The organism is Halorubrum alkaliphilum (genome assembly GCF_017873815.1).
GTDB classification, from domain to species: Archaea; Halobacteriota; Halobacteria; order Halobacteriales; family Haloferacaceae; genus Halorubrum; species Halorubrum alkaliphilum.
Genome location: NZ_JAGGKQ010000021.1, coordinates 17,817 through 37,440, shown reverse-complemented (window position 1 = coordinate 37,440; position 19,624 = coordinate 17,817). Strand labels below are relative to the sequence as shown.

General features: G+C 58.1%; 19 protein-coding genes and 2 pseudogenes. 11 read left to right on the top strand and 10 right to left on the bottom strand.

Annotation, left to right across the window (positions count from 1 at the left end; translation table 11 throughout):
• Positions 1–179: 179 nt before the first annotated feature.
• Positions 180–2,156 carry an SWIM zinc finger family protein gene (locus tag J2751_RS12080; protein WP_209486342.1) on the bottom strand — a complete coding sequence of 659 codons (1,977 nt, stop codon included), beginning with the start codon at positions 2,154–2,156 and terminating at the stop codon, positions 180–182.
• Positions 2,157–2,288: 132 nt separating this feature from the next.
• Here J2751_RS12080 and J2751_RS12075 point away from each other — a divergent pair, with 132 nt between their 5' ends.
• The 3 genes and pseudogenes from J2751_RS12075 to J2751_RS12065 form a co-directional block, all read left to right on the top strand.
• Positions 2,289–3,701 (top strand): DEAD/DEAH box helicase, encoded by a 1,413-nt coding sequence (locus J2751_RS12075; RefSeq protein ID WP_209486341.1) that lies wholly within the window; start codon positions 2,289–2,291, stop codon positions 3,699–3,701.
• Positions 3,688–4,358: pseudogene (locus J2751_RS12070) on the top strand (DUF790 family protein); the annotation flags it as partial. The gene J2751_RS12075 and the pseudogene J2751_RS12070, both read left to right, overlap by 14 nt.
• Before the next feature lie 369 nt (positions 4,359–4,727).
• Positions 4,728–5,411: pseudogene (locus J2751_RS12065) on the top strand (DUF790 family protein); the annotation flags it as partial.
• A 6-nt stretch (positions 5,412–5,417) separates the two neighbouring features.
• On the opposite strand, the gene J2751_RS12060 reads toward J2751_RS12065, so the two are convergent.
• From J2751_RS12060 to J2751_RS12045, 4 genes are read right to left on the bottom strand one after another with little or no spacing between them, the layout of a single operon-like run.
• Positions 5,418–5,786, bottom strand: coding sequence for a calcium-binding protein (locus tag J2751_RS12060; protein ID WP_209486340.1), 369 nt, complete (start codon positions 5,784–5,786; stop codon positions 5,418–5,420).
• The gene (locus tag J2751_RS12055) at positions 5,783–6,562 is read right to left on the bottom strand and encodes a hypothetical protein (RefSeq protein ID WP_007997468.1); all 780 of its coding nucleotides are present in this window, start codon (positions 6,560–6,562) and stop codon (positions 5,783–5,785) included. The genes J2751_RS12060 and J2751_RS12055 overlap by 4 nt, the downstream gene beginning before the upstream one ends.
• A 6-nt stretch (positions 6,563–6,568) precedes the next feature.
• Entirely contained in the window at positions 6,569–7,201 is a 633-nt protein-coding gene (locus J2751_RS12050; protein WP_007997466.1) for a hypothetical protein, read from the bottom strand.
• A 58-nt stretch (positions 7,202–7,259) separates the two neighbouring features.
• Complete coding sequence (locus J2751_RS12045) at positions 7,260–8,060, bottom strand: SWIM zinc finger family protein (protein ID WP_209486339.1); 801 nt, start codon at positions 8,058–8,060, stop codon at positions 7,260–7,262.
• 399 nt (positions 8,061–8,459) lie between these two features.
• On the opposite strand from J2751_RS12045, the gene J2751_RS12040 reads away from it, so the two are divergent.
• The 4 genes from J2751_RS12040 to J2751_RS12025 all read left to right on the top strand — a co-directional run bounded on the left by J2751_RS12040 (position 8,460) and on the right by J2751_RS12025 (position 11,803).
• On the top strand, positions 8,460–9,557 hold the full coding sequence (locus J2751_RS12040) for a tetratricopeptide repeat protein (protein ID WP_209486338.1): 1,098 nt from the start codon (positions 8,460–8,462) through the stop codon (positions 9,555–9,557).
• A 269-nt stretch (positions 9,558–9,826) separates the two neighbouring features.
• The gene (locus J2751_RS12035) at positions 9,827–10,810 is read left to right on the top strand and encodes a PD-(D/E)XK nuclease family protein (protein WP_209486337.1); all 984 of its coding nucleotides are present in this window, start codon (positions 9,827–9,829) and stop codon (positions 10,808–10,810) included.
• A 158-nt stretch (positions 10,811–10,968) separates the two neighbouring features.
• Positions 10,969–11,262 carry a hypothetical protein gene (locus tag J2751_RS12030; RefSeq protein ID WP_127341344.1) on the top strand — a complete coding sequence of 98 codons (294 nt, stop codon included), beginning with the start codon at positions 10,969–10,971 and terminating at the stop codon, positions 11,260–11,262.
• 103 nt (positions 11,263–11,365) lie between these two features.
• Complete coding sequence (locus J2751_RS12025; RefSeq protein WP_209486336.1) at positions 11,366–11,803, top strand: TRAM domain-containing protein; 438 nt, start codon at positions 11,366–11,368, stop codon at positions 11,801–11,803.
• 48 nt (positions 11,804–11,851) lie between these two features.
• On the opposite strand, the gene J2751_RS12020 is transcribed toward J2751_RS12025, so the two are convergent.
• From J2751_RS12020 to arsN2, 5 genes are all read right to left on the bottom strand, one after another.
• The gene (locus J2751_RS12020; RefSeq protein WP_209486335.1) at positions 11,852–12,199 is read right to left on the bottom strand and encodes a DUF6788 family protein; all 348 of its coding nucleotides are present in this window, start codon (positions 12,197–12,199) and stop codon (positions 11,852–11,854) included.
• Positions 12,200–12,431: 232 nt separating this feature from the next.
• Entirely contained in the window at positions 12,432–12,599 is a 168-nt protein-coding gene (locus J2751_RS15930) for a DUF7837 family putative zinc-binding protein (RefSeq protein ID WP_449405240.1), read from the bottom strand.
• A 221-nt stretch (positions 12,600–12,820) separates the two neighbouring features.
• Entirely contained in the window at positions 12,821–13,237 is a 417-nt protein-coding gene (locus J2751_RS12015; RefSeq protein ID WP_008846835.1) for an HVO_A0114 family putative DNA-binding protein, read from the bottom strand.
• 27 nt (positions 13,238–13,264) lie between these two features.
• A complete protein-coding gene (locus J2751_RS12010; protein ID WP_209486334.1) occupies positions 13,265–13,582 on the bottom strand; it encodes a toxin-antitoxin system TumE family protein in 318 nt (105 codons plus the stop codon).
• A 650-nt stretch (positions 13,583–14,232) separates the two neighbouring features.
• On the bottom strand, positions 14,233–14,667 hold the full coding sequence (gene arsN2 / locus J2751_RS12005) for an arsenic resistance N-acetyltransferase ArsN2 (RefSeq protein ID WP_209486332.1): 435 nt from the start codon (positions 14,665–14,667) through the stop codon (positions 14,233–14,235).
• A gap of 207 nt (positions 14,668–14,874) precedes the next feature.
• Between arsN2 and J2751_RS12000 the strand changes: the two genes are divergently transcribed.
• The 4 genes from J2751_RS12000 (at position 14,875) to J2751_RS11985 (ending at position 19,621) form a co-directional block, all read left to right on the top strand.
• The gene (locus J2751_RS12000; protein WP_209486329.1) at positions 14,875–16,269 is read left to right on the top strand and encodes a M28 family peptidase; all 1,395 of its coding nucleotides are present in this window, start codon (positions 14,875–14,877) and stop codon (positions 16,267–16,269) included.
• Positions 16,270–16,480: 211 nt separating this feature from the next.
• Positions 16,481–16,714, top strand: a complete 234-nt coding sequence (locus J2751_RS11995; RefSeq protein ID WP_209486327.1) for a hypothetical protein — start codon at positions 16,481–16,483, stop codon at positions 16,712–16,714.
• Between the two features lie 259 nt (positions 16,715–16,973).
• Positions 16,974–18,584 (top strand): ABC transporter substrate-binding protein, encoded by a 1,611-nt coding sequence (locus tag J2751_RS11990; RefSeq protein WP_245202764.1) that lies wholly within the window; start codon positions 16,974–16,976, stop codon positions 18,582–18,584.
• Between the two features lie 62 nt (positions 18,585–18,646).
• Complete coding sequence (locus J2751_RS11985; RefSeq protein WP_209486323.1) at positions 18,647–19,621, top strand: ABC transporter permease; 975 nt, start codon at positions 18,647–18,649, stop codon at positions 19,619–19,621.
• Positions 19,622–19,624: the final 3 nt, after the last annotated feature.

Sequence of the window (19,624 nt, the reverse complement as noted above, 5' to 3'; positions counted from 1 at the left end):
CGTAGTCTCCGGTCGAGAGTGTCACGTCCCGCGTCTCGACCGAGAGGGTATCGTCCACGGGCGCTGTTCGCGCGTATCCCGAAAGATCGTTGTTGGAATCCTGTCTCTCTGATTTTGACTATCGATCAGGGCTGGGCTCAGTATCACGGGTGAACGTTCAGCGAACAGCACGGAATTGCTCAAAACCCGGCCTTCTTCAGTTCGTCGAGAAACGCTGGCCGGTTCGAGTGCTTGTCTTTCAGGAAACCGACGAACTCCTCGAACCGCGCTTTGGGGACCAACCCCTGCATCTCCTCTAAGTGGTCGGCGATGTCTCGGTAGTGTCGTCGACCGGTGTCGCCGGCGGCAAACGGGACGAGCAGTTCCCGGTAGAGCTCGAAATACTCGGCCGGCGCAGTGGTCGCGACTGGATCACGGTACTGGCGAACTGACGAGAGGTCTGCGTTCTCTTTCAGTTCGACGAACGCCTTTTCGAGGTCGTCGTCGTGGACGTACAGTGCGACGAGGTCCTTCCTATCGTCCCGTTCGAAATGCCGTTCGAATTCCTCGTAGATCGACTGCCACTCCTGATCGTCACAGACCGAGTTCAGGTCATCGTACGCTGCCCACTCCATATGATCGAGAAACAACTGTTTCAGCGTGGTACGGTACTCGTCCATATCCCGGTCCTCGTAGAGGTCGGCAGCGAGCCAGCGAAGGTTACGAGGCGATCGGAACGTATGGATACCACCTTCGACGACTTCGATCGCACGGTCTTCGTTGCCCTCGTCGATCAGTCGTCGGGCGTACTCTTTGCAGAATCGTTTGCTCTCAAGGTGGATTTCCTCGTAGAGTTGCGAGAGGGCGTCTTCGTCGCCGAGTTCTTCGAGGATGTAAACGTAGGTCGAAAATATCCGACGCTTCTGGAGTGACGACGACATCTTCGTGTCGGTCGTTCCTGATTCGGTCGGTTCAACGCTAGCGGTGTGTCTCTCGACGGTCGTCGGTTCATCGATGCGTAACTTCTCGAACGCGTCACCGACGAAGTACTCGAGTTCCAGTGTCCCGACGGCCAAGTGTTCGACATCTATTGCTCCACCGGTGAACTCGTCGGTACTGAGCGGTCCGTCAGTAAAATCGGATACGTAGAGAACGTCGTCCGTCCGCTCGGGATTGTCTGTGAAATCGTCGTCTCTCGCTGATCCGTCGGATGTATCGACGCTGTCTTCAGTTTCATCTCGTCGGTCGTCCGCTTTCGAGAGTGACTTTCCCGACAGTACTGCGTCGAGCGTGACACCGGACACGTGTGCATCGAGTTGCTCCAGCCAGTATTCGAGATCGTCGTCCGTCGTGCAGAGCGTTCGGAGTGCGTCGTCGTAGTAGTCGCTGGCGAACCCGTGGTCTGCCCCGATGAACTCCGCACAGATATACTGGATATACGGCTGCTTTCGCTCGTGGTCGAACTCCTGTTCCGCGAGCGTCTCTGTATATGACTCGATAGCGCGTTCCAACTCGCGGCCGTAGTACCCGCTGCTGTCGTCGACCCGGTCCAGATTCTCCCGTATTGCCTCGGCAATCGCTCGGTAGACATCTGTCGCCGTATCGACGTGGCCTCGCTCTCTATGTGTCTCCGCGAGGTCGGTGTATTGCGAGAAGTCGATGTGCGTGTCGTGTTCGACCATTCCCCGGCGGCTGACAGCGTCGTCGAACAGACGATCGATCTCCTGTTTGTAGTCGTAGACAGTCTTGTCCGGGTCTTCGCCGACGAACGCGACGAATCGATCGCGGATATCTTGATCCTCCCCAACGATGTCACGCAGAAACGCTCGGAGGTCCTCGACGGTCGTCTGTTCGATCAGCGATTCGACATCGACCGTCTCGTCCCATTCGGGATCGCTCACCGTCTCGGTGTCTCGGTCGTCTACGGTGAGCAAGACCGCGACGACGTGTTTGCAGTCGCCCGCGTAGTTGTACGGACAACTGCAACGAGACCGGACCGCATCGTCCACGAGATCGATAGTGACATCGTAGTAGTTGGATCCCCGAACAGTTGCTCTGATCTCGTCGCCATCGATATCCAGCTCCTGCACCCGATCTTGGTGGTGATAATTGACACCGCGCTCGAAGGACTGTTCGGTACAGAGCGATCGTATTTCATCCCGAGTCGGGTAGTCCATGTTTTGTGTCTGTATACTATGGTACGTCCCCAAAACGTGACGCTGTGCTATCACTGACGTGAGTTGGTGCTTTGTCACTCAGCTAGCGCCCGACAGATTGAATCGTCCGACAGTCGTGCGTTCACGTACCAAATGCGGATCGAATTCGACGAGGGAACGCTCTTGCTCTACGACGCGCCTGAGGGGGTTCCACACGCAGAGTGGGACGATCGCGTCGATACGTATCGCGCCCAGGCGTATCGGTACCGGGCACTCCTCGAGTGGGCCGGACAGTGGAACGATGGCGGTGGACAGGCTACCATCAATAGTGGATTCAGTCACGATGTCGAAGACGCTGCCAGAGCGTACCCGGACCTCGCACTGACACCTGCACTCCAGATCGAACCGCGTGAGTATCAGCAGGCCGCACTCGACTCGTGGCGTACACACGACCGGAAGGGGACGGTCGTCCTCCCGACCGGCAGCGGGAAGACGTTCCTCGGATTGCAGGCCATCGCCGACGCCGGTGTCAGCGCACTCGTCGTTACCCCGACCATCGATCTGATGAACCAGTGGCACGCCACGCTCACCAACGCGTTCGGTGAGCAACTCACCGATGAGGTCGGCGTCCTCGGTGGAGGGAGTCACGATATCGGCGCGCTCACAGTCACTACCTACGACAGCGCCTATCGCTATATCGACGAGTACGGCGACCGGTTCGGCTTGCTCATCACCGACGAAACCCACCATTTGGCGGCCGAGACGTACCTCCAGATTCCCGAAATGACGCTTGCACCCTATCGCCTCGGGTTGACTGCGACCTACGAACGCGCCGACGGACGAGAGACGCTACTCGAAGACCGTATGGGGCCGGTCGTCCACGAGGAAGATGTCGACGCCCTCGCCGGTGAGTTCCTCAGCGAGTACGAAACCATCCAGATGTCTGTCGACCTCACACCTGAGGACCGGACTGAATACGACGATGAGTACCAGATCTACCGAGATTATGTCGACAGTCACGACTTCGATCTCTGGAAAGAACAGGGGTACGCCGAGTTTCTTAAACGCACGTCCTACGACCCACAGGGACGACGCGCGCTCGTCGCAAAGCAGCGGGCAGAGCGTATCGCGCGGACAGCGACAAAGAAACTCGATACACTCGATAATCTTCTCAAACGCCACCATGACGACCGCGTCATCATCTTCACTGCGAACAACGACTTCGCCTATGATATCTCCCAAGAGTTCATCCTCCCGTGTATCACACACCAGACCGGCACCGACGAACGCACCGAGATTCTCGAACGATTCCGGAGCGGCGAGTACTCGATGCTGGCCACCTCACAGGTGCTCGACGAGGGGATCGACGTGCCAGCGGCCAACGTGGGCATCATCCTTTCCGGGAGCGCATCGAAACGACAGTACGCCCAACGACTCGGCCGCATCCTCCGCCCGACCGACGACCGCCAGCCAGCACGGCTCTACGAGATTATCGCGACCAATACGATGGAGACGTACGTCTCACAGCGACGACGTGAGGGAGTGAGTAGTAGTGCTGACAGCTGACCTCGCCCGGTCGCGAACACGCGATGGCGAAGTCCGCCCGCTGTTTATCGATATCTCCGACGAGCGGTATCGAGAGACAGCAGCCACGTTGATCGCGCTGTTTGAGGACCATCTCGGTGAACCAAAAGGCGAACTCGACGATGCGATCGACGAACTGACCGTGGCCGATACCGACTACAAGATCGTCCAGGGGTTGGCGAAACTCCTCAGAGACGAGTGTGAGTTCGAGCAACAGGCGGCTGCCAATCCGCGTGAGATCCGGAAGCGACTGTTCGAGCGAGCCAACGATCGCTACCCGATCGTTCGCCAGCCAACGCTCGGCGAAGACACACAGAAGCTGGAGATCTACAGTACGGTCGCCGACGAGTTTGGAATCTCACTCGAGGAGTGTTACCGGGGTATGTACGCGGATCTGGAGGACAACAAGCGGCTGGTTCGGTTCGGCGACCAGTCGATAGTCGAAGACGCCGACGAGAGCGAGAGTACAGCGACCACGAAACTAACGGGGAATAGCAAGCAGACGTCGACCAGCACGAGCAGACAGTCGATTGGCTGCTAGCTCGCTACAATCTGGCACTGGCACAGGCCGTGCTCTACGACGCCCCAAAGATGTACATCCGGGTGTGGGACAACTTCGGAACGGTGTTCAGCTATCTTTCTACGAGGAGAGAATCCCGGCGTTTACGCCGGGAGTGAATCCGACAAGTCTTCCACAGACCACGTTCTGACGCTGATGGGGATATTTATTTAGCGTCACATCGTAACATAACATACACCGAGGCGGTTTCACCGCCCACCCAACTGCGCAATATCGGGACTCCGAGATCCAGAACGTTCGAGACACCCTCTCGAACCGCTGTGGTGTCTCGGTCAAGATAACTCTGAGTCCCCCTGTCGGGGGATAGGAGTAACGGCGGTGTGGCCCCGCCATCGGCTCGTCACGCCGACGAGTCGTCAACCAGCAAATATCCCAACCCAGCGGTGCGGTGCCGTGGGAAGCCTCGCCGTTTACGGCGAGGAGGAGGTCACATGAAGCTGTTCGGGTTGATGCACCGGATCTATCCCATCGACCAGGACGGGACCCGCGTCGCGAGCACTGATCTGGCAGCGGGCTACGAGGTGGAACTCGACGGGCCAGTCTCGCTGTTTCGCAAATCACAGAAGTACGGCATCCGGATGGCGAACTTCCTGCCCGCGCTCCCTCTGTGCGACCGCTGGGAGATGCGCGCAGAGATTCTCGACGAGGGGTCGGCCGGTGACACCAAACAGTTCACACTCGATCACACTGATGGTCTCGTCTCTCATTACAGCACCGGTCAGCGGTTCGACAGCGACGTCGAGCGAACGCTTACACGGAAGTGGGAACGGGCGACTACCGAATGGGACCTCCAGCGCGAAGACGATGTCTTCGACCTCGGTTCCGAAGTGATGATCCCCGATTTCGCCATCGAACATCCCGATGGGCGGCGAGCAATCATGGAGATCATCGGATTCTGGACGCCGGAGTATCTGACATCCAAACTGGCGAAGATTCGGCAGATTGAGGCCGATAACTTCGTGTTAGCCGTCTCGGAGCGACTAGACTGTTCCGACGAGGACTTCGGAGACTCCGCGGATCGCGTGCTATGGTTCAAAACCGGAATGCACGTCTACGACGTGGTCGAACTGGCCGAGGAGTACGCCTCGCCCGTCGAAACAGGGCGCGACTGATCGCACTCAGCCCAATCGGTCGCCGTCGCCGTTCCAGTAGTGCCAGTCGTCGACTGCGTCCCGAGTGTCCTGATCGACGTCGAGCACTTCGAGTTGTGATAACAGGACACCGAACTCTCTGTCCATCCACTCAACGAGGACGAACATCTCACGACTACTGACGACTTCGTCCGTCATCCCAACGACAGGCACTTTTTCGACCTCGCGTAGCGGTGAGATCCCTCTCTCTTCGACACACCGCGCCTGGAAGGGGAACGTCATCTCGCATTCGAGGTAGTAGCACCAGCTAATCGCCCGCTCACTCGCGGTGTAGGCGTCGGTCAGTATCTCCCTCCGAATGCGTTTGTTCCGCTCTTTGTTTGTCTCCTGTGTCACGGTCGCTTCTCCGTGACGATCGCAGCCGTACCGGTCGACGTGATCGCGTTGTCGCCGTCGAGCACCTCGTCAAGTCTGTCTGGTTCGTAGACCTCCTTGACGATGCAGTAGTAGTGCGAGGGCGTCCCGAAGTCATAGACCAGACTGAGTCTGTCGCCCTCACCGAGTCGGGCCCGTTCGGCGACGTCCGTAATCGTCATTTCGCTCGCTCTCGTATACGTCCGGTCACCCGCTTCCTCGTACTGGTGGTTGGGAAGCACTCTGAGGCTGGAGTCTAGGTACTCGCCTTCGAGCCCGTACATCCGGAGGTGGAAGTCATCGAGCGTGGTGAACCGACACACGAGTCTGTCCAGGTCTGCCATCGTCGTCTCGGGTCTGACGACGATATCGTACCACTCGTCTCGCGCTCGACCCTTCTGCTTCCACCGGAGCCGATACCCGACAGATCCGATCTTCTCGGAGACGTTGTTGTCAGCCCGCTCCTGTTTGTCCGCCAGTGCGCCGCGTGTATTCGACCAGCAATACGAGCAGATTTCGTCCGGTGCGTCGCCCTCGAAGTCCGTTTTATTGATATCGTGGTGGGAGGCAAACTCCGCAAATGTGACTCGTTTGTCTCCTGGATAGCGGTTCCCTCGACTACACATCTTCTCGCCGGGACCACTGACCCCGAGTGAGAAGCGAGAGTCCGTTCCGTCTTGGCCGGCGTCCATATCGATGATATGCGCGACCGTTCCGATTCCGATCTCGATGACGAATCGGTCTGCTGGCTCGCTCATTGTTGATCACCGGTACTGAATGTGGATGCCGTGGTCACGATACAAGTCGTGGAACGTGACGAACCGCTGCCGGGAAACCGATTTCGACGCGTCAGGATCTATCTTGCGGCCGTGCTCGTCCAGCAGTTGGCCCTTCTCCTCGCCGGGGAACGGAAACGAGACACCCGAGGTCGTTGTGAACTCGTCGTAGCGAACGGGTCTGAAAAACAGCACGACCCCCGGCTCTGCGGTTCGGCTGAGGTTGACGTCCAAAAGCGTGAGTTCTTCGCGGTCGTTCAACAAGTCGGTTACCGTCAAACGGGGCTCTGACTCCCTGATGGATTCGACCTCGAACAGGGAGAGGTCAGCGTCGACTGTGGCTTCGAGAATGTCCCGTTCGGTTTCACTCTCCCAGCGCTCCGCTTCGAGGTAGCGTTCCGCCGTGGTGGTCTTGTCCCGGCGGTATTCGTACAGTGCGAACTCGAAGTGAGCCACCATCTGGGACTCGAACTCGTAGGCCAGGTTCAGTCCGTCAAATCCGATGTCCAGTTCCGATGCGGATTCGACGATCAGCTCGCGGTCGGAGTACGCCTCCATGATGTCGCTGTTCAATTGCGTCCCGACTTCCCGATAGGTCTTGTACTGGTCGATGTCAGTCATTACGAGACGGTATATCAGGGCGATATCAATATTTTCCGATGCCGAGAGTTCGACGCCATCACTGTTCGTATCGTTCCTCCAGATCGTCGAGTGCACGCCAGAACTGCTCGTCGTTGATCGGTGGCTCTGTCGTCGCTCGCCTCTCCAGCACGCCAGCGTACGTGTCGAACTCTTCGGGAGTCGGATCGGTCGCGAGGACGCAGTCGGCGTATCCGTCGAGTGCGGTCTGGATGGTTTTCGCGTAGTGGTTGTAGGCCCCGTCGATCCAGTTCGATTTCTCATCGACTTCCTCGAATATGGCCTGATACACCGTCGCAGCGGCCAGATTCCGGTCCCGATCGCGGTACTGCTCGGCGATATCGAAAAACCGGGAGAAATCGATTGCCTCGAACACGACCGGGTCAGCATGTTGTTCGAACAGTTGTGCTATCTCCTCACGATACTTCTCAACTGACTTATGGTCGTCGCCGAACTGTGCGAGAAACCGCTCGCGCAACTCTGCGTGTTCGGCGAGTACGTCACGGACGAACCCACGTAAGTCGTCGGCCGACACATCGTCGAGAACTTCCTCGACGCCTTTGCTCTCGTCTTCCGGCGGACCAGCAGCGATATCCAGCAACACGGCGACAACGTGTTTGCAGTCGCCGCTCCCGTCGTACGGACAGGTGCACTTCGTATCGAGACTGCGCCCACCGAACTTTATCGTCACGTCGTACAGTTTCGACCCGCTGACAGCCGCGGTAACGAGGTTTTCGAACCGGTCAAGCTGTTGGATACGTCCCTCCTTGCGGTACGTTTCACCCCGATCGAACACGGCGTCCGTGCTCCGATTTCGGATGGTTTCCTCGTCGACCCTCATGTTCCATCGTTCGCAGACGAGTCTAATCTAATTTCGGCTAGGTAAACAGCACATCAGCCAAACGTGTATCTGACTCTCGGTGACCCTTTAGGGCCGACTTTGCTCAATAGAGGTGCGATATGACATAACCGAAAGCGAATATCGTTGAGAATGCGGCGCACAAGATCGTCTACCCCCAAGACTAGCGCCGGCGTCCTCCTTCGAGATACACGACGAATTCTGTGTTGCGATCTTGTACTATGTTCCTTGGCTTACCAAGCGATTAGCGCGAAAGTGTTCGAATCACTTGGTAAGGTCGGCCCTTTGATGGAGCCGACAGCTCAAGTTATCTGGTTGTTCGTCACGAATATCCTGTTGAGACCTGGTACTTTTTCCACCCGTATGTATAGCTCTCGATTAATGAGCGACTGTCACTACTGCGAACAAACCTTCGAGGAAGAGGCTGCGCTCCGTGAACATCTCTATGAGGCCCACGAACGTGACGAACTGAGCCGGATTGACCGGAAACGTGTCGAGCAATACGGTGAGGAACACGGCGTAGATGAGAGTGGCAACGACACAGACGCGGATGCCAGCCAACCCATCCAACGTGAGCAACAAACAGACGATACATCAAACGGTATCTATCCTGCTGATGCGTGGGAACTCAGCGACGTCAAAGCCCTCTCTACGGACGAGATCACCGTGAAACTCGCAGACCACGGTATCGAAACGAACGAGACTGCGTTTCAGAAGCGGGTGGAAAACCACAATTCGGCGACTGCGCTCTCTGAGCAGTGGGAAGCCGAATACGAGGTTGATGCCACAGGCTACGATCAAGACTTTATTTGGATGGCGGCACAGGTACTCTGGAAGCGCTGGATACCGGATATCCCAAACACAGAACGGATCTACGACTTCATAGAGGAGGGACGCGACCTCCGAGAGAAGGGAAACGATGTTGAGGCCTGTGACCGATGGCTTACTGCTTGGGAGTACACAGTCGCTGTAACGCCAGACGATCTCACAACTATCGAAGCAGCAGATCAACGCCTCCCGGCATTTCTCTCTCTTGAGGCCTTCATTCGCTCGCTTGATAGCGATCTTGCCAGCGTGGCTGAGGATAATTCGGCGTATCATGAGAAACGCCTCGAATTCTGTCAGGAGGTCTGCGAGCAGTTCCCGGACGCTGATGACGAGTTCCTGCTTGACTTTCACCACTTTGTCGCCGATTCATTCGTGGAACTGGATAGAATAGCCGACAGCAGGGCCGAGCTCGAAGCACTCATCGAAGCGTACCCGGAGGATCCCTATGCGTACAAGAAACTCGCAGATAGCTACTGGCTTGATGACACGGCACAGCTAACGACTGAAGAGCTAGAACTGACTGTAGAATTATACCGAACGGCGCTTGAAGTTGATACTCCTCTCGAAGGAGCGCCGATGGTGACTGAACGCCTCAAGGAAGTCGAGAGCCGACTCGCTGACTGGGGCGCAGTCGATAAGCAGGAGGACTGAAGCGTCATGAAACTCACATACTACGCCGATATTCCAAACTTCTACGATCATGAGCAGATCGTCGATCTCCTATACACCATTTCAGAAAAGTACGTTGTGAGAGATCATAGTGGCGGGCTGCCCACTCCGTACTTATCGTCGGCTGTGACACTAGGCTCGAAAGATCTTAACCAACAGACTGGCGCTTCTGTTGCTTTCTGTTGGTTAATCACGGTGAGCTCCATCACGTACGCCCGTATGCTTTTGTCTCGCAGTACTGAATCGCCAGTATGTCGTTTCGAGTGACGTGGGACAACCTCCTCGACAACGTGGAGGAACTTTCAGCAGACGCCACACTCCTCACCCCGGTCTCTCAGAAGCCGTTTCACATCACCGACGTCCAGCAACACCGAGTACTGATCGAGTATCAGGCCGACAGTGAGACCGTCCCGCTCCAGCGAGAGCAGTTTGAGACGCTGTTTGAGCGTGTCGCCGATGCGACTGGGTCGTTCGATCTCGATCGCCTCCCACCCGGAGCTGAACCGTATGCCACCGTCATGAGTCTCCATCCGCGATTCACTATCGATGACCGGGACGGCACCCTCTCTGAAAGCGAGACGCCAACAGCGTCGCCACTTGTCGATGCGCACACGGTCGAACACGACGATGGCCCACGAGAAGAGCCCGATATCCCGGTGTACGCAGACGCGCTCCTGTTGATCGATGCGCTCGAGCAGCACGACATGACGTCACTCACCGAATTAGACGTGCCGACGCTTGTGAACCTCTATACGCTGCTGTCAGATGTCCAGCGCAATGCCAACGACCTTCGGCAAGAGGTTCGTGGCGTCTTGCTTGACCGCCTCCATCACGATCAACCCGTGAGTGGTCAATACGGCTCCGTTCAGCGGACTGTCCGCCAAAATCGAACACTCAAAGATGACGACACGGTCGTTGAGCTACTGGAGGCGGAGGGGATCGACCCCGAGCGGGTGATGAGCGTCGATACGAGCAAACTCGACGATGCGTTGGAGGTAACGTCACTCTCTGAATCCGATGTGTACGATATCGAGGAAAGCGAGTATGTTCGGAAAGCAGACGTCGACGAAGAGATGAAAGAAACACGTCTCCAAGGGCTCAAAGACCAGTTGGCTGGTGCCGACGAAGACACAACCGAGCTCCAAGCTGAAATCGAAGAACTGGAGCAGCGTATTACCGAGCTCACTAGCTTTGACTCCGGGACATCCTTCCATACTCGTTCAACTGGTGGGTAGCCGGCGTCTGGGCGGATACTGTCACGGCCGAGACTGCGGGAGGACTGTTCTATCGTACTCGTTGGGAGACGACAGACCGGCCACGGCAACTGGCCAGATGGTGTATCCGGATCGTACTCAAGTTGGGTTTTATCAGTAGAATAGACCTAGGACCTGGTATGACCGACTCGCCGTCTCCAAGCGTCTCTGTCTCGTTATCTGAGCCTACTAATGTTTCAACAGTCCTGGACCGGGCCGGAATCGATTACGTCACCGTTCATGAGCAGCGACTGCTGGCGATCTATCATACCGGGATTTTCAATGTGACAACCGAACCGGAGTCGGTGTCGAATGCGCGCACGCTCGAGATCGAATGCTGGGAAGCTCCACTCCCGTCTCGTAGTGATGAGCGATCGCCACAGGAGCTCCTCGAAGACTTTGCGGCCGTGTTTGATGCTGGCGATGAGTCCTGAAGTGGTCTCTCGGGAACCTTGATCAGACCGACGGTATTCAGTTGAGAGCACTAGAAACGCTAGAAACAAGTCAGCTGGCACGAATCAACACAATACGCGATTTATGGACATTTCTGAGACGCTCCAAACACTGTATACTGCGACTGTTGAGGAGGACGATGGCACCTACCAGATACCTGTGCCAGACCGTGAGATAGCCACCGGGACACTCTCTGAGGATAAAACATACCGTGTTGCGCTCATATCGACATCGACGTCCGATACCGAAGCCACCGACACGACTGAGGTCACTCAGTCAGCTGACCACGCTGCTCAGCAACACGAATACGACGGCCCGCCTGTCGAGGAAGGTGAACAGCGAGACGTTGAAATCGAGAATCTCGGTGACCAAGGTGACGGGATCGCGAAAGTTGAGCACGGTTACGTCGTGATCGTTCCCGAAACGAGTGTCGGAGACCGCGTCACCGTCGAGATGCAACAGGTGCGTGAGAACGTTGCGTTCGCTGATGTCGTTGATGACACCCTTCGCGGGAAAGTCTAGGACCGCAGGTTGGCACGAACGGGTGGTTATGGCAAACTTCTCACACCACTACTCGCTTCCCGGCTTCCCGATGTACTCCGATTTCATCGTCCCGTTTTCACGATAGTAGCGATAGAGATACGGACCGTGCATATCCGCAGGATTCCCACTTGCGCATTTACAGCTGTCGTCGCCACAGGTGACTTTCTCTTTGACGACGGTCCCGCTTTCTGCGCTCTCGGACTCGTCGACGGGCTCGGCAGCCTCGGGAAGCTCGTCAGTGTCGACCGACTGGTCGCGATACTCAATGAGCACCTCGACGTAGTTCTGTATCTCATGGAGTGTCTCCGCATCCTGTTTCGGGAGCCCCTCTGCGAGATACTTCGGGAGCGAGGCGGGTGGTGACGGCTGCTTCATACCTTATGTAACAATCGGAGCCATATTAGCGTTCGGGTGATACATAAGGTATAGAACCTTCTCTACCAACCGTGAACACCTCAGCGATTACTCAAGATCGTAGGCCGCAATCTCGTGAGAGCCACACTGTGGACATTCATCGACTTCTTTCTCCACGCTGTACCCACACTGACGGCACTCGTGGTGCGTTGTCGATGACGGCTTGAGCCTAACAATCTGCTGGATGAACTGTTTACTGAGCATGGGTGGGGTCAACGATCTCACCACAGCTTGGACATTCGGCCCACACGCCAGGGCCACCGCCAGCGGTCTCATAGTGGATGATTGCGTGCCGACCGGTGACTGTCTCGCCACAGAACGAGCAGTCGCCACGGACCGTCTCTGGGTCATTAGGACTCATTCTCACGAGTTCACGGGCTACTTCGAGGGGAGAGGGAGCGTGTGACACTGTTTTAGAGCTGATCTGGTTGTTAAAACCGACTCAGCGGTGCTCCCTCTCCTCAAAATTTGAGACTCTGTGACTTATAGTTCGGGCGAGCGGAGTGAAAGTACTGTTCGAGGACAGCAGCGTGATTGTGAATCGTGAGTAACCATCACACGAGGACACTCCGAGAGTGGTGACTACGCGCTTGCGGGAGTCCCATCGGCGTCGCCGCTATCGATGAGCGGGTAGTCGATGTGGACCTCGATGCGGTCGAACGGGACGACGGGTTGAATTGCACCGCTGGGCCCGCCCTCCTCGAGCGTGAGGATGCCCAGTACTTCCAGCTGCTTCAGGTCCGAGTGGACGTCGGACACGTCACGCTCGACGAGACGCGCTGCCTCGCGCATGCTCTCAGGCGCCTCTTCTGCGATCGCCCGGATGAGCTCAAGGCGCAGCGGCGTGAGACTGTCGACGAAGTCGTCGTAGGTGCCGAACTGGAGCGTTGCCTTTCCATCCTGATCGTCGAGATCGTCGGCCTCGACGTCTTGGACGAACTGGAGCGCGTCCTCACGGAGCTGTTCTCGGTCGCCGACGGTGATGTGGAGTGTAGTCATGGTTGGGTATCGTGTGTCGGTATTCGATCAGTGCGGCCGGGGCGGGTCGCCGCCGACAGCGTCCCAGTACTCGTCCGCGCTCGCCCAGAACTCGACAAGCCGGTCCTCCATTCCAGGGAACTCGACGTCGTCAAGATCGCCGGCTGCGGTGTGGTGTTCGTGGCCTTTCGTGTCCTCGTGGGAGTTGTCGTATCGAACGAGCGTGAGGTCGTCGAGAGTGCCCAGATGGAGCGTGTACTTCCAGCCCGAGGGGTACGTCTCGGTGTCGTCGGTCGGCCGAAGCACGACGTTCTCGACGAGACCGGCCTCGACGTTTGTGTACTGGAACAGCGGTTCCTGGGCCATCTCTCACCTGTTGAGACATCGGCCAACAGTATAAGCGTTGGGTAGAAGTCCAACACTGAACACAAAACCGCCTGCCGTTCGCCAGCAGCGGTCCGATCGACGCTACGAGCCATCTCATTAATGAGCAGGGAGCGGCGAGCCTTCAACTGCTCCCGAAACCCAACCTTCTCAGAGGGGCTCCCATAGTGTCATTCGTTGCCAAGATATAGTAATGCTACTTCGACTGCGTGAAACCAGCTGTTCGGGCGTAAGCCAGACTCGGGCTTGCCTGCTTTGAGCTTCCGAATTCGGTGACTCGCTCATCTTTTTAAGTAGCTTGTAGCCCTAATTGTGCCGCTTAGCCGTTTGAGTTTCCGATTTTCTTAACAAAATCGGAAACTCAATTCAGCACGGGCAGATCTATCTTCTCCCTCAAAAGAAGAGAGTGCGAACTGTTCGGTGATAAAACTGCTAGCTAAGAATAATATCTGTACTGGCTTATTCAGCCGCGATGTCGGGTTAACGGTCGACCGGCGAGAACCGCGAACCGCTAGCTCGGATTCCTACCAACCCTATGTGGTGTTCTGCGTATCCTGTAATATGTAGTGCGTATCTCGTCTATCGGTCAGACCGGCCCGTCTGACTCAATCGAAACAGCGACGCGGTGAGAGTCACAGTGTTTTTCGCATACACACTGCCGTCGACGGACAGAGTTCACCGAACTCGGTCGTGTTTTGAACGGCGTCCGGAGCGATCGATCGCTCAACTGTCGTGTACCCCTCTGAAGCAAAGAAATCCGATGCAGTTGTCGTGAGGAGGTACAGTGTTTCGACGCCACGGTCTCGTGCGATGGTCTCTAACGACTCACAGAGCATCGATCCGTACCCCTGACCTCGTTTTGAGGGCTCAACGACGACCGATCGCAGCAGTCCGACATCGCCGTACTCCTCGAGGCCGCCGATCCCGATCCGTTCGGCTGCGGCCGTCGCGTAGTACATCTCCACGGGGGACGCCGTGATGTCCTCGACAGGCAAATCACTCCGACTGAGGAGCCTCTCGGCGTAGTCGAGGTCTCCTTCAGCGAGGTGTAGCGTCACCGATCCCATACTACCCGTACATTAGTTACGGTATTTAGTGTGTGGATTTTCAGTTTTACCGAGACGTTAGACCATCATTGAAAATTCACAGGGTGAAATGCACTGCGAGGGGACGATCTCCCCCGTTGTGTCGAGTGTTCCGTAGCGGAACCGAACGGTGTCACGTCGAACGCCGGCTCCCAAACGCTCATGTTCCCGTCGTTTATTTGTGGTGACATGACATCGCTCCATCCGACGGTGATCGGTGACGCGTACACGGACGCGACGGCATGGAACCTCCTCGCTGATCTCTCAGATCTCGGTGACCGAATGCCCGGCCACGAGGGGGAAGCCATCGGTGCGGGGCTGGTCGCCGACGCCTTCGAAAAAATCGGTCTTGACAACATCACGGAGGAGCCGTTCCCGATCCCCGGATGGTGGCGCGGAGACGCGTCGTTGACGGTTCATCACGGGGAGCGAGATGTCGTTTTCGACGGCTCACACGAGCTCGTCGAGCTTCCGGGGACGCCGTCCGGGACGGTCAGCGGCGAGGTCGTCGACATGGGGTACGGCCTTCCAGCGGACTTCGAGGGGGTCGATCTCTCTGGATCGATCGCGATGGCGTCGAGTCTCACGCCGGACGACTACGGCCGATGGGTACATCGGAGCGAAAAGTACGGCTACGCGGCCGAGTCCGGTGCAGAAGGGTTTCTTTTTTATAATCATATCGAGGGTGCGCTACCGCCGACAGGCGACGTTGGACACACGAATGAACCGGGACCGATCCCGGCGGTAGGGCTCAGCAAGGAGGTCGGCGCACGCCTCGCCCGCCACTGTAAAGACGCCGGAAGCGACGACGGGATTGCGGCGACACTGTCCGTAGAAGCCCGAAACGAACCGGCGACATCCGCGAACGTCGAGGCGGTCGTCGGCCCCGACACCGACGAAGAGGTGCTGTTCACCGCTCACGTCGACGCACATGACGTCGGGACCGGAGCGAACGACAACGGGTTCGGCTCCGCGCTCGTCGTCGGCGTGGCCCGGATCCTCGCCGCGATGGAAGCGGAGCTCGAGACCCGTGTCCGATTCGTCGTCTTCGGCGCGGAGGAGACCGGACTGTACGGGTCCTACTACTGGACGCATTCTCACGATCTCGATCGCGTCAAGTGCGTGGTCAACGCCGATGGCGCGGGATACTCGCGGGACCTCGAAATCCACACGCACGGGATCGAGGCGATCGGAGAGGCGTTCGAGGAGGTGAGCGAAGCGTTCGACGCGCCGATCGAAATTGAAGACGGGCTCCGGCCTCACAGCGATCACTGGCCGTTCGTGCAGCGCGGTGTCGCCGCCTCTCAGGCCCGTTCGAGTTCTCACGGGAGCGGTCGGGGGTGGGGCCACACGCACGGTGACACGCTCGACAAGCTCGACTCCCGTGACCTGCGTGACCTATCGGTGTTGTGTGCCGCAGGGGTCGCGAAGCTCGCGGAAGCGGATCGGTCGATCGACGGGCGGGCGGCCGAGGATATTAAATCCGAGGCGATAACCGAAGGGTTCGATGTCGGAATGAAAGCAACGGGTACGTGGCCGTGGGGTGAGCCGCGTCCGTGGCCGTGGAGCGATCGGTCCGCGTGAGTCCGCCACGACCGGGATAACAGCCCCACTGGAGCTGCGAGGGTGTCGAAGTCCGTGTGGATTTATTGAGGCTCGTTCAGTACGGGCAATCAATGGAGCGGACCAGAATCGCATCGGATCGGCGGTCAAGGGATACCGGGAACCGTCTGAAAAAAGGCGAATCGGGGAGGGAAGAAGCGAAGACTGAGTCAGGGAGAGGCGCACCGAAAGGATGGTAGACGTTGCACGGAGCAGAGGGCGTGCACGGATCGCGCTCGGTCTCTCGGCGTTGGCCGCGGCGGTCGGAATCGCTTGGTTCTGGTATCGTGGCGATCCCGTTACCGGCATTGGACTGGGAGCGCTGCTGGTCGGGAGCGGCTACTGGGAGTACCGCCGGCGGCTCGCGGACGCGAGACGCGCAGCACGGGCGGAAAGCGACGTTGAGAACAGTCACGATCGCAAGTAATCAACTATCGGTCTGGAGAGTATCGGCAACATATGCTGTTACGCATGAAAGCGACATTCACCAATAAAACAAACTAAATCAGACCTTTTTCGATTTGCGTTGTCCAGATCCAGTCGATCGTGTTCGAACTATCTATAATACCAATAGATTTATCACTTTCATTTTGTTACTCAGTGGTATGTCATCCGAACACACAGCAAATCGGAGAGCGTTTCTGAACAAAGCGGGTTCGACAGCGGGTCTTGTTGGACTCACCGCAATGGCGGGTTGCGCCGATGACGAGGATGATCCCGGAGGCGACGATGACGGTGGTGCTGACGTCGACGCAACCGACCCGGACGACCTCGGCGAGCAGCTACCGACCTACACATACCTCAATAACGCACAGAGCTACAACCCGCCGCGCCACGACGCGGTCAACCTCATTTCGGATCGATTAGAGAATATCGGGCTCGACATGGAGGTCGAGGTGCTGGAGTGGGGGACGCTGTTCAACCGCGTCGACGTGGAGTACGACTACGACTTCTCGACGTGGCACACGTTCTTTACGATCGACCCGGTGCTGGAGTTCAGTTCCACGATGTACTCCGAGAACACGTCGCCCGGCGACGGGAACTTCGCGGGCTACGAGAACCCCGACGCCGACGACCTGATGGATCAGTACCTCGTCGAACCCGACGCGGATAGGCGGATCGAGCTGGTCCACGACCTGCAGCAGACCCTGATGGAGGATCTGCCGCAGATGCCGATCGTCGACATGCCGTTCCTGGCCGTCTTCAACAACGAGAAGGTCACCAACTGGGAGCCAGACCTGCCGCTCGGGTTCAACTCCTACTGGACGATGATCAACCTGGAGATGCTGGACGGCGAGGAGACGTTGGTCGGATACTGGCCGGAGGCGCTCGACACGATGAACCCCCTCGGCCACAACGACGAGAACAAGCACACGTACAACTTCGACATCATGTACGACAGCGTCGTCCGGCTCGACAACGAGGGCGAGATCAACACCGACGTCAGCCTCGCCACCGACTTCGAACGGGTCGACGAGGACACGATGGAGTACACGATCCGCGACCACACCTTCCACGACGGCGAGCCCCTCACCGTCGATGACGTCGTCTTCTCGTACAACTACATCGCCGATAACGAGGTCCCGCTGTACTCGGTGCAGGCGAACTTCATCGACGAGGCAGAGGCCGTCGACGATGAAACGGTCCGGATCCACATGGAAGAGCCGCTCGGACCGTTCAACCTGCTGGTCGGCACGCAGATCCCGATCCTGCCGGAGCATCGCTGGGCGGACCGCGACGAGCCGAGCCAGGTCAACATCGAGGAACCGGTCGGCTCCGGGCCGCTCCAGTTCAACTACTGGGACCGGGGCGCCGAGTTCGGCCTCGAACGATTCGACGACCACTTCGCGCCGGTCGACTTCGAGGAGCGGATCTGGCGGATCATTCCCGAGGCGTCGACCGTGTGGGAGGGCCTGCGCGAGGGCGACATCACCTACGAGACGTTCGGCCGGATCGACCGGCAGCTCGACGAGAACCGAGACCTGGACCAGATCACCGTCCTGACGGAGCCCGCCACGTCGTACTGGCACTGCACGCCCAACGCGCGAACCGAGGGGCTCGACGATCCCGAGGTCCGGAAGGCGGCGTTCAACGCCGTCCCGCGGACCCCGATCGTCGAACAGATCCTCTTCGACGTGCCAGAGCCCGGCTTCAACGTCGTCAGCGCGGCGTTCGGCCCGCTCCACACCGACGATGTCACCAGGTACGACGAGGACATCGATGCCGGCATCCAGCGGCTCCGGGACGCCGGATACGTCTTCGACGAGGACGGCATGGTCCACTTCCCGGCCGAGTAACGGCCATTCAACCCATCCCCGCCGCGACCGCGGCTCCAGAATGATACCCACTTCAACCGAACATGAGTAAAGCGAGTTTCGTCGTCAGACGGGTGCTGCAACTCGGCGTGACCTTTTGGGCAGTCGGTACCGTACTGTTCTTCCTGTTTCGTCTGATGCCCGGCGATCCGACATCGTTCGTCGTTTCCGCACAGATGACGCCGGAGGCGAGACAGCGGATAATCGAGAGCTTCGGCCTCAACGATCCGCTCCACGTCCAGTACATCGCGTTCCTCCGGAACGCGCTCACCCTCGACTTCGGACAGTCGTTCCACACGAACGAACCGGTGCGGGACGTGATCTGGACGTTCCTGCCGAACACGCTGGTGTTGATGTTGACCGCGTTCGTGATCGCGTACATCCTCGGGATCACGCTCGGCGTGTTCACCGGCTGGTACCGAGGGACCAACTTCGAGAAGGGAACCGTGGTGACCGCGCTCACCGCACGGAGCGTGCCCACGTTCTACGTCGGCCTCATCGTGTTGTGGATCTTCGGCGCGGGACTCGGTGTGATCCCGATGAGCGGGATGGGTACCTCCGGGATGGATGGGGGGTGGTGGAGCCGCATCTTCACGACGACCTTCCTGCATCACCTGCTTGCACCCGCCGCGGTGCTCGCGTTCTACTACATGGGCTATCCGCTCCTCATCATGCGATCAAGCATGATGGAGGTGCTCTCACAGGACTTCATCGACGTCTGCCGGGCGAAGGGGCTGAGAGAGCGGACGATCATGTTCAAACACGCCGCACGCAACGCGATGTTGCCGATCCTCACCGCGGCTGCGATCGCGCTCGGCTACGCAGTCGGCGGCAGCGTGCTCATCGAGACTGTGTTCGGGTGGCCGGGTATCGGACGGGAGATGGTTCGAGCGGTGTTGCGGCGGGACTTCCCAGTCGCACAGGGCACGTTCATGGTGCTCGCCGCGACGATCATCATCCTGAACTTCGTCGCGGACCTGCTGTACGGCTACCTGGACCCGCGGGTGACGTACGACTAACCA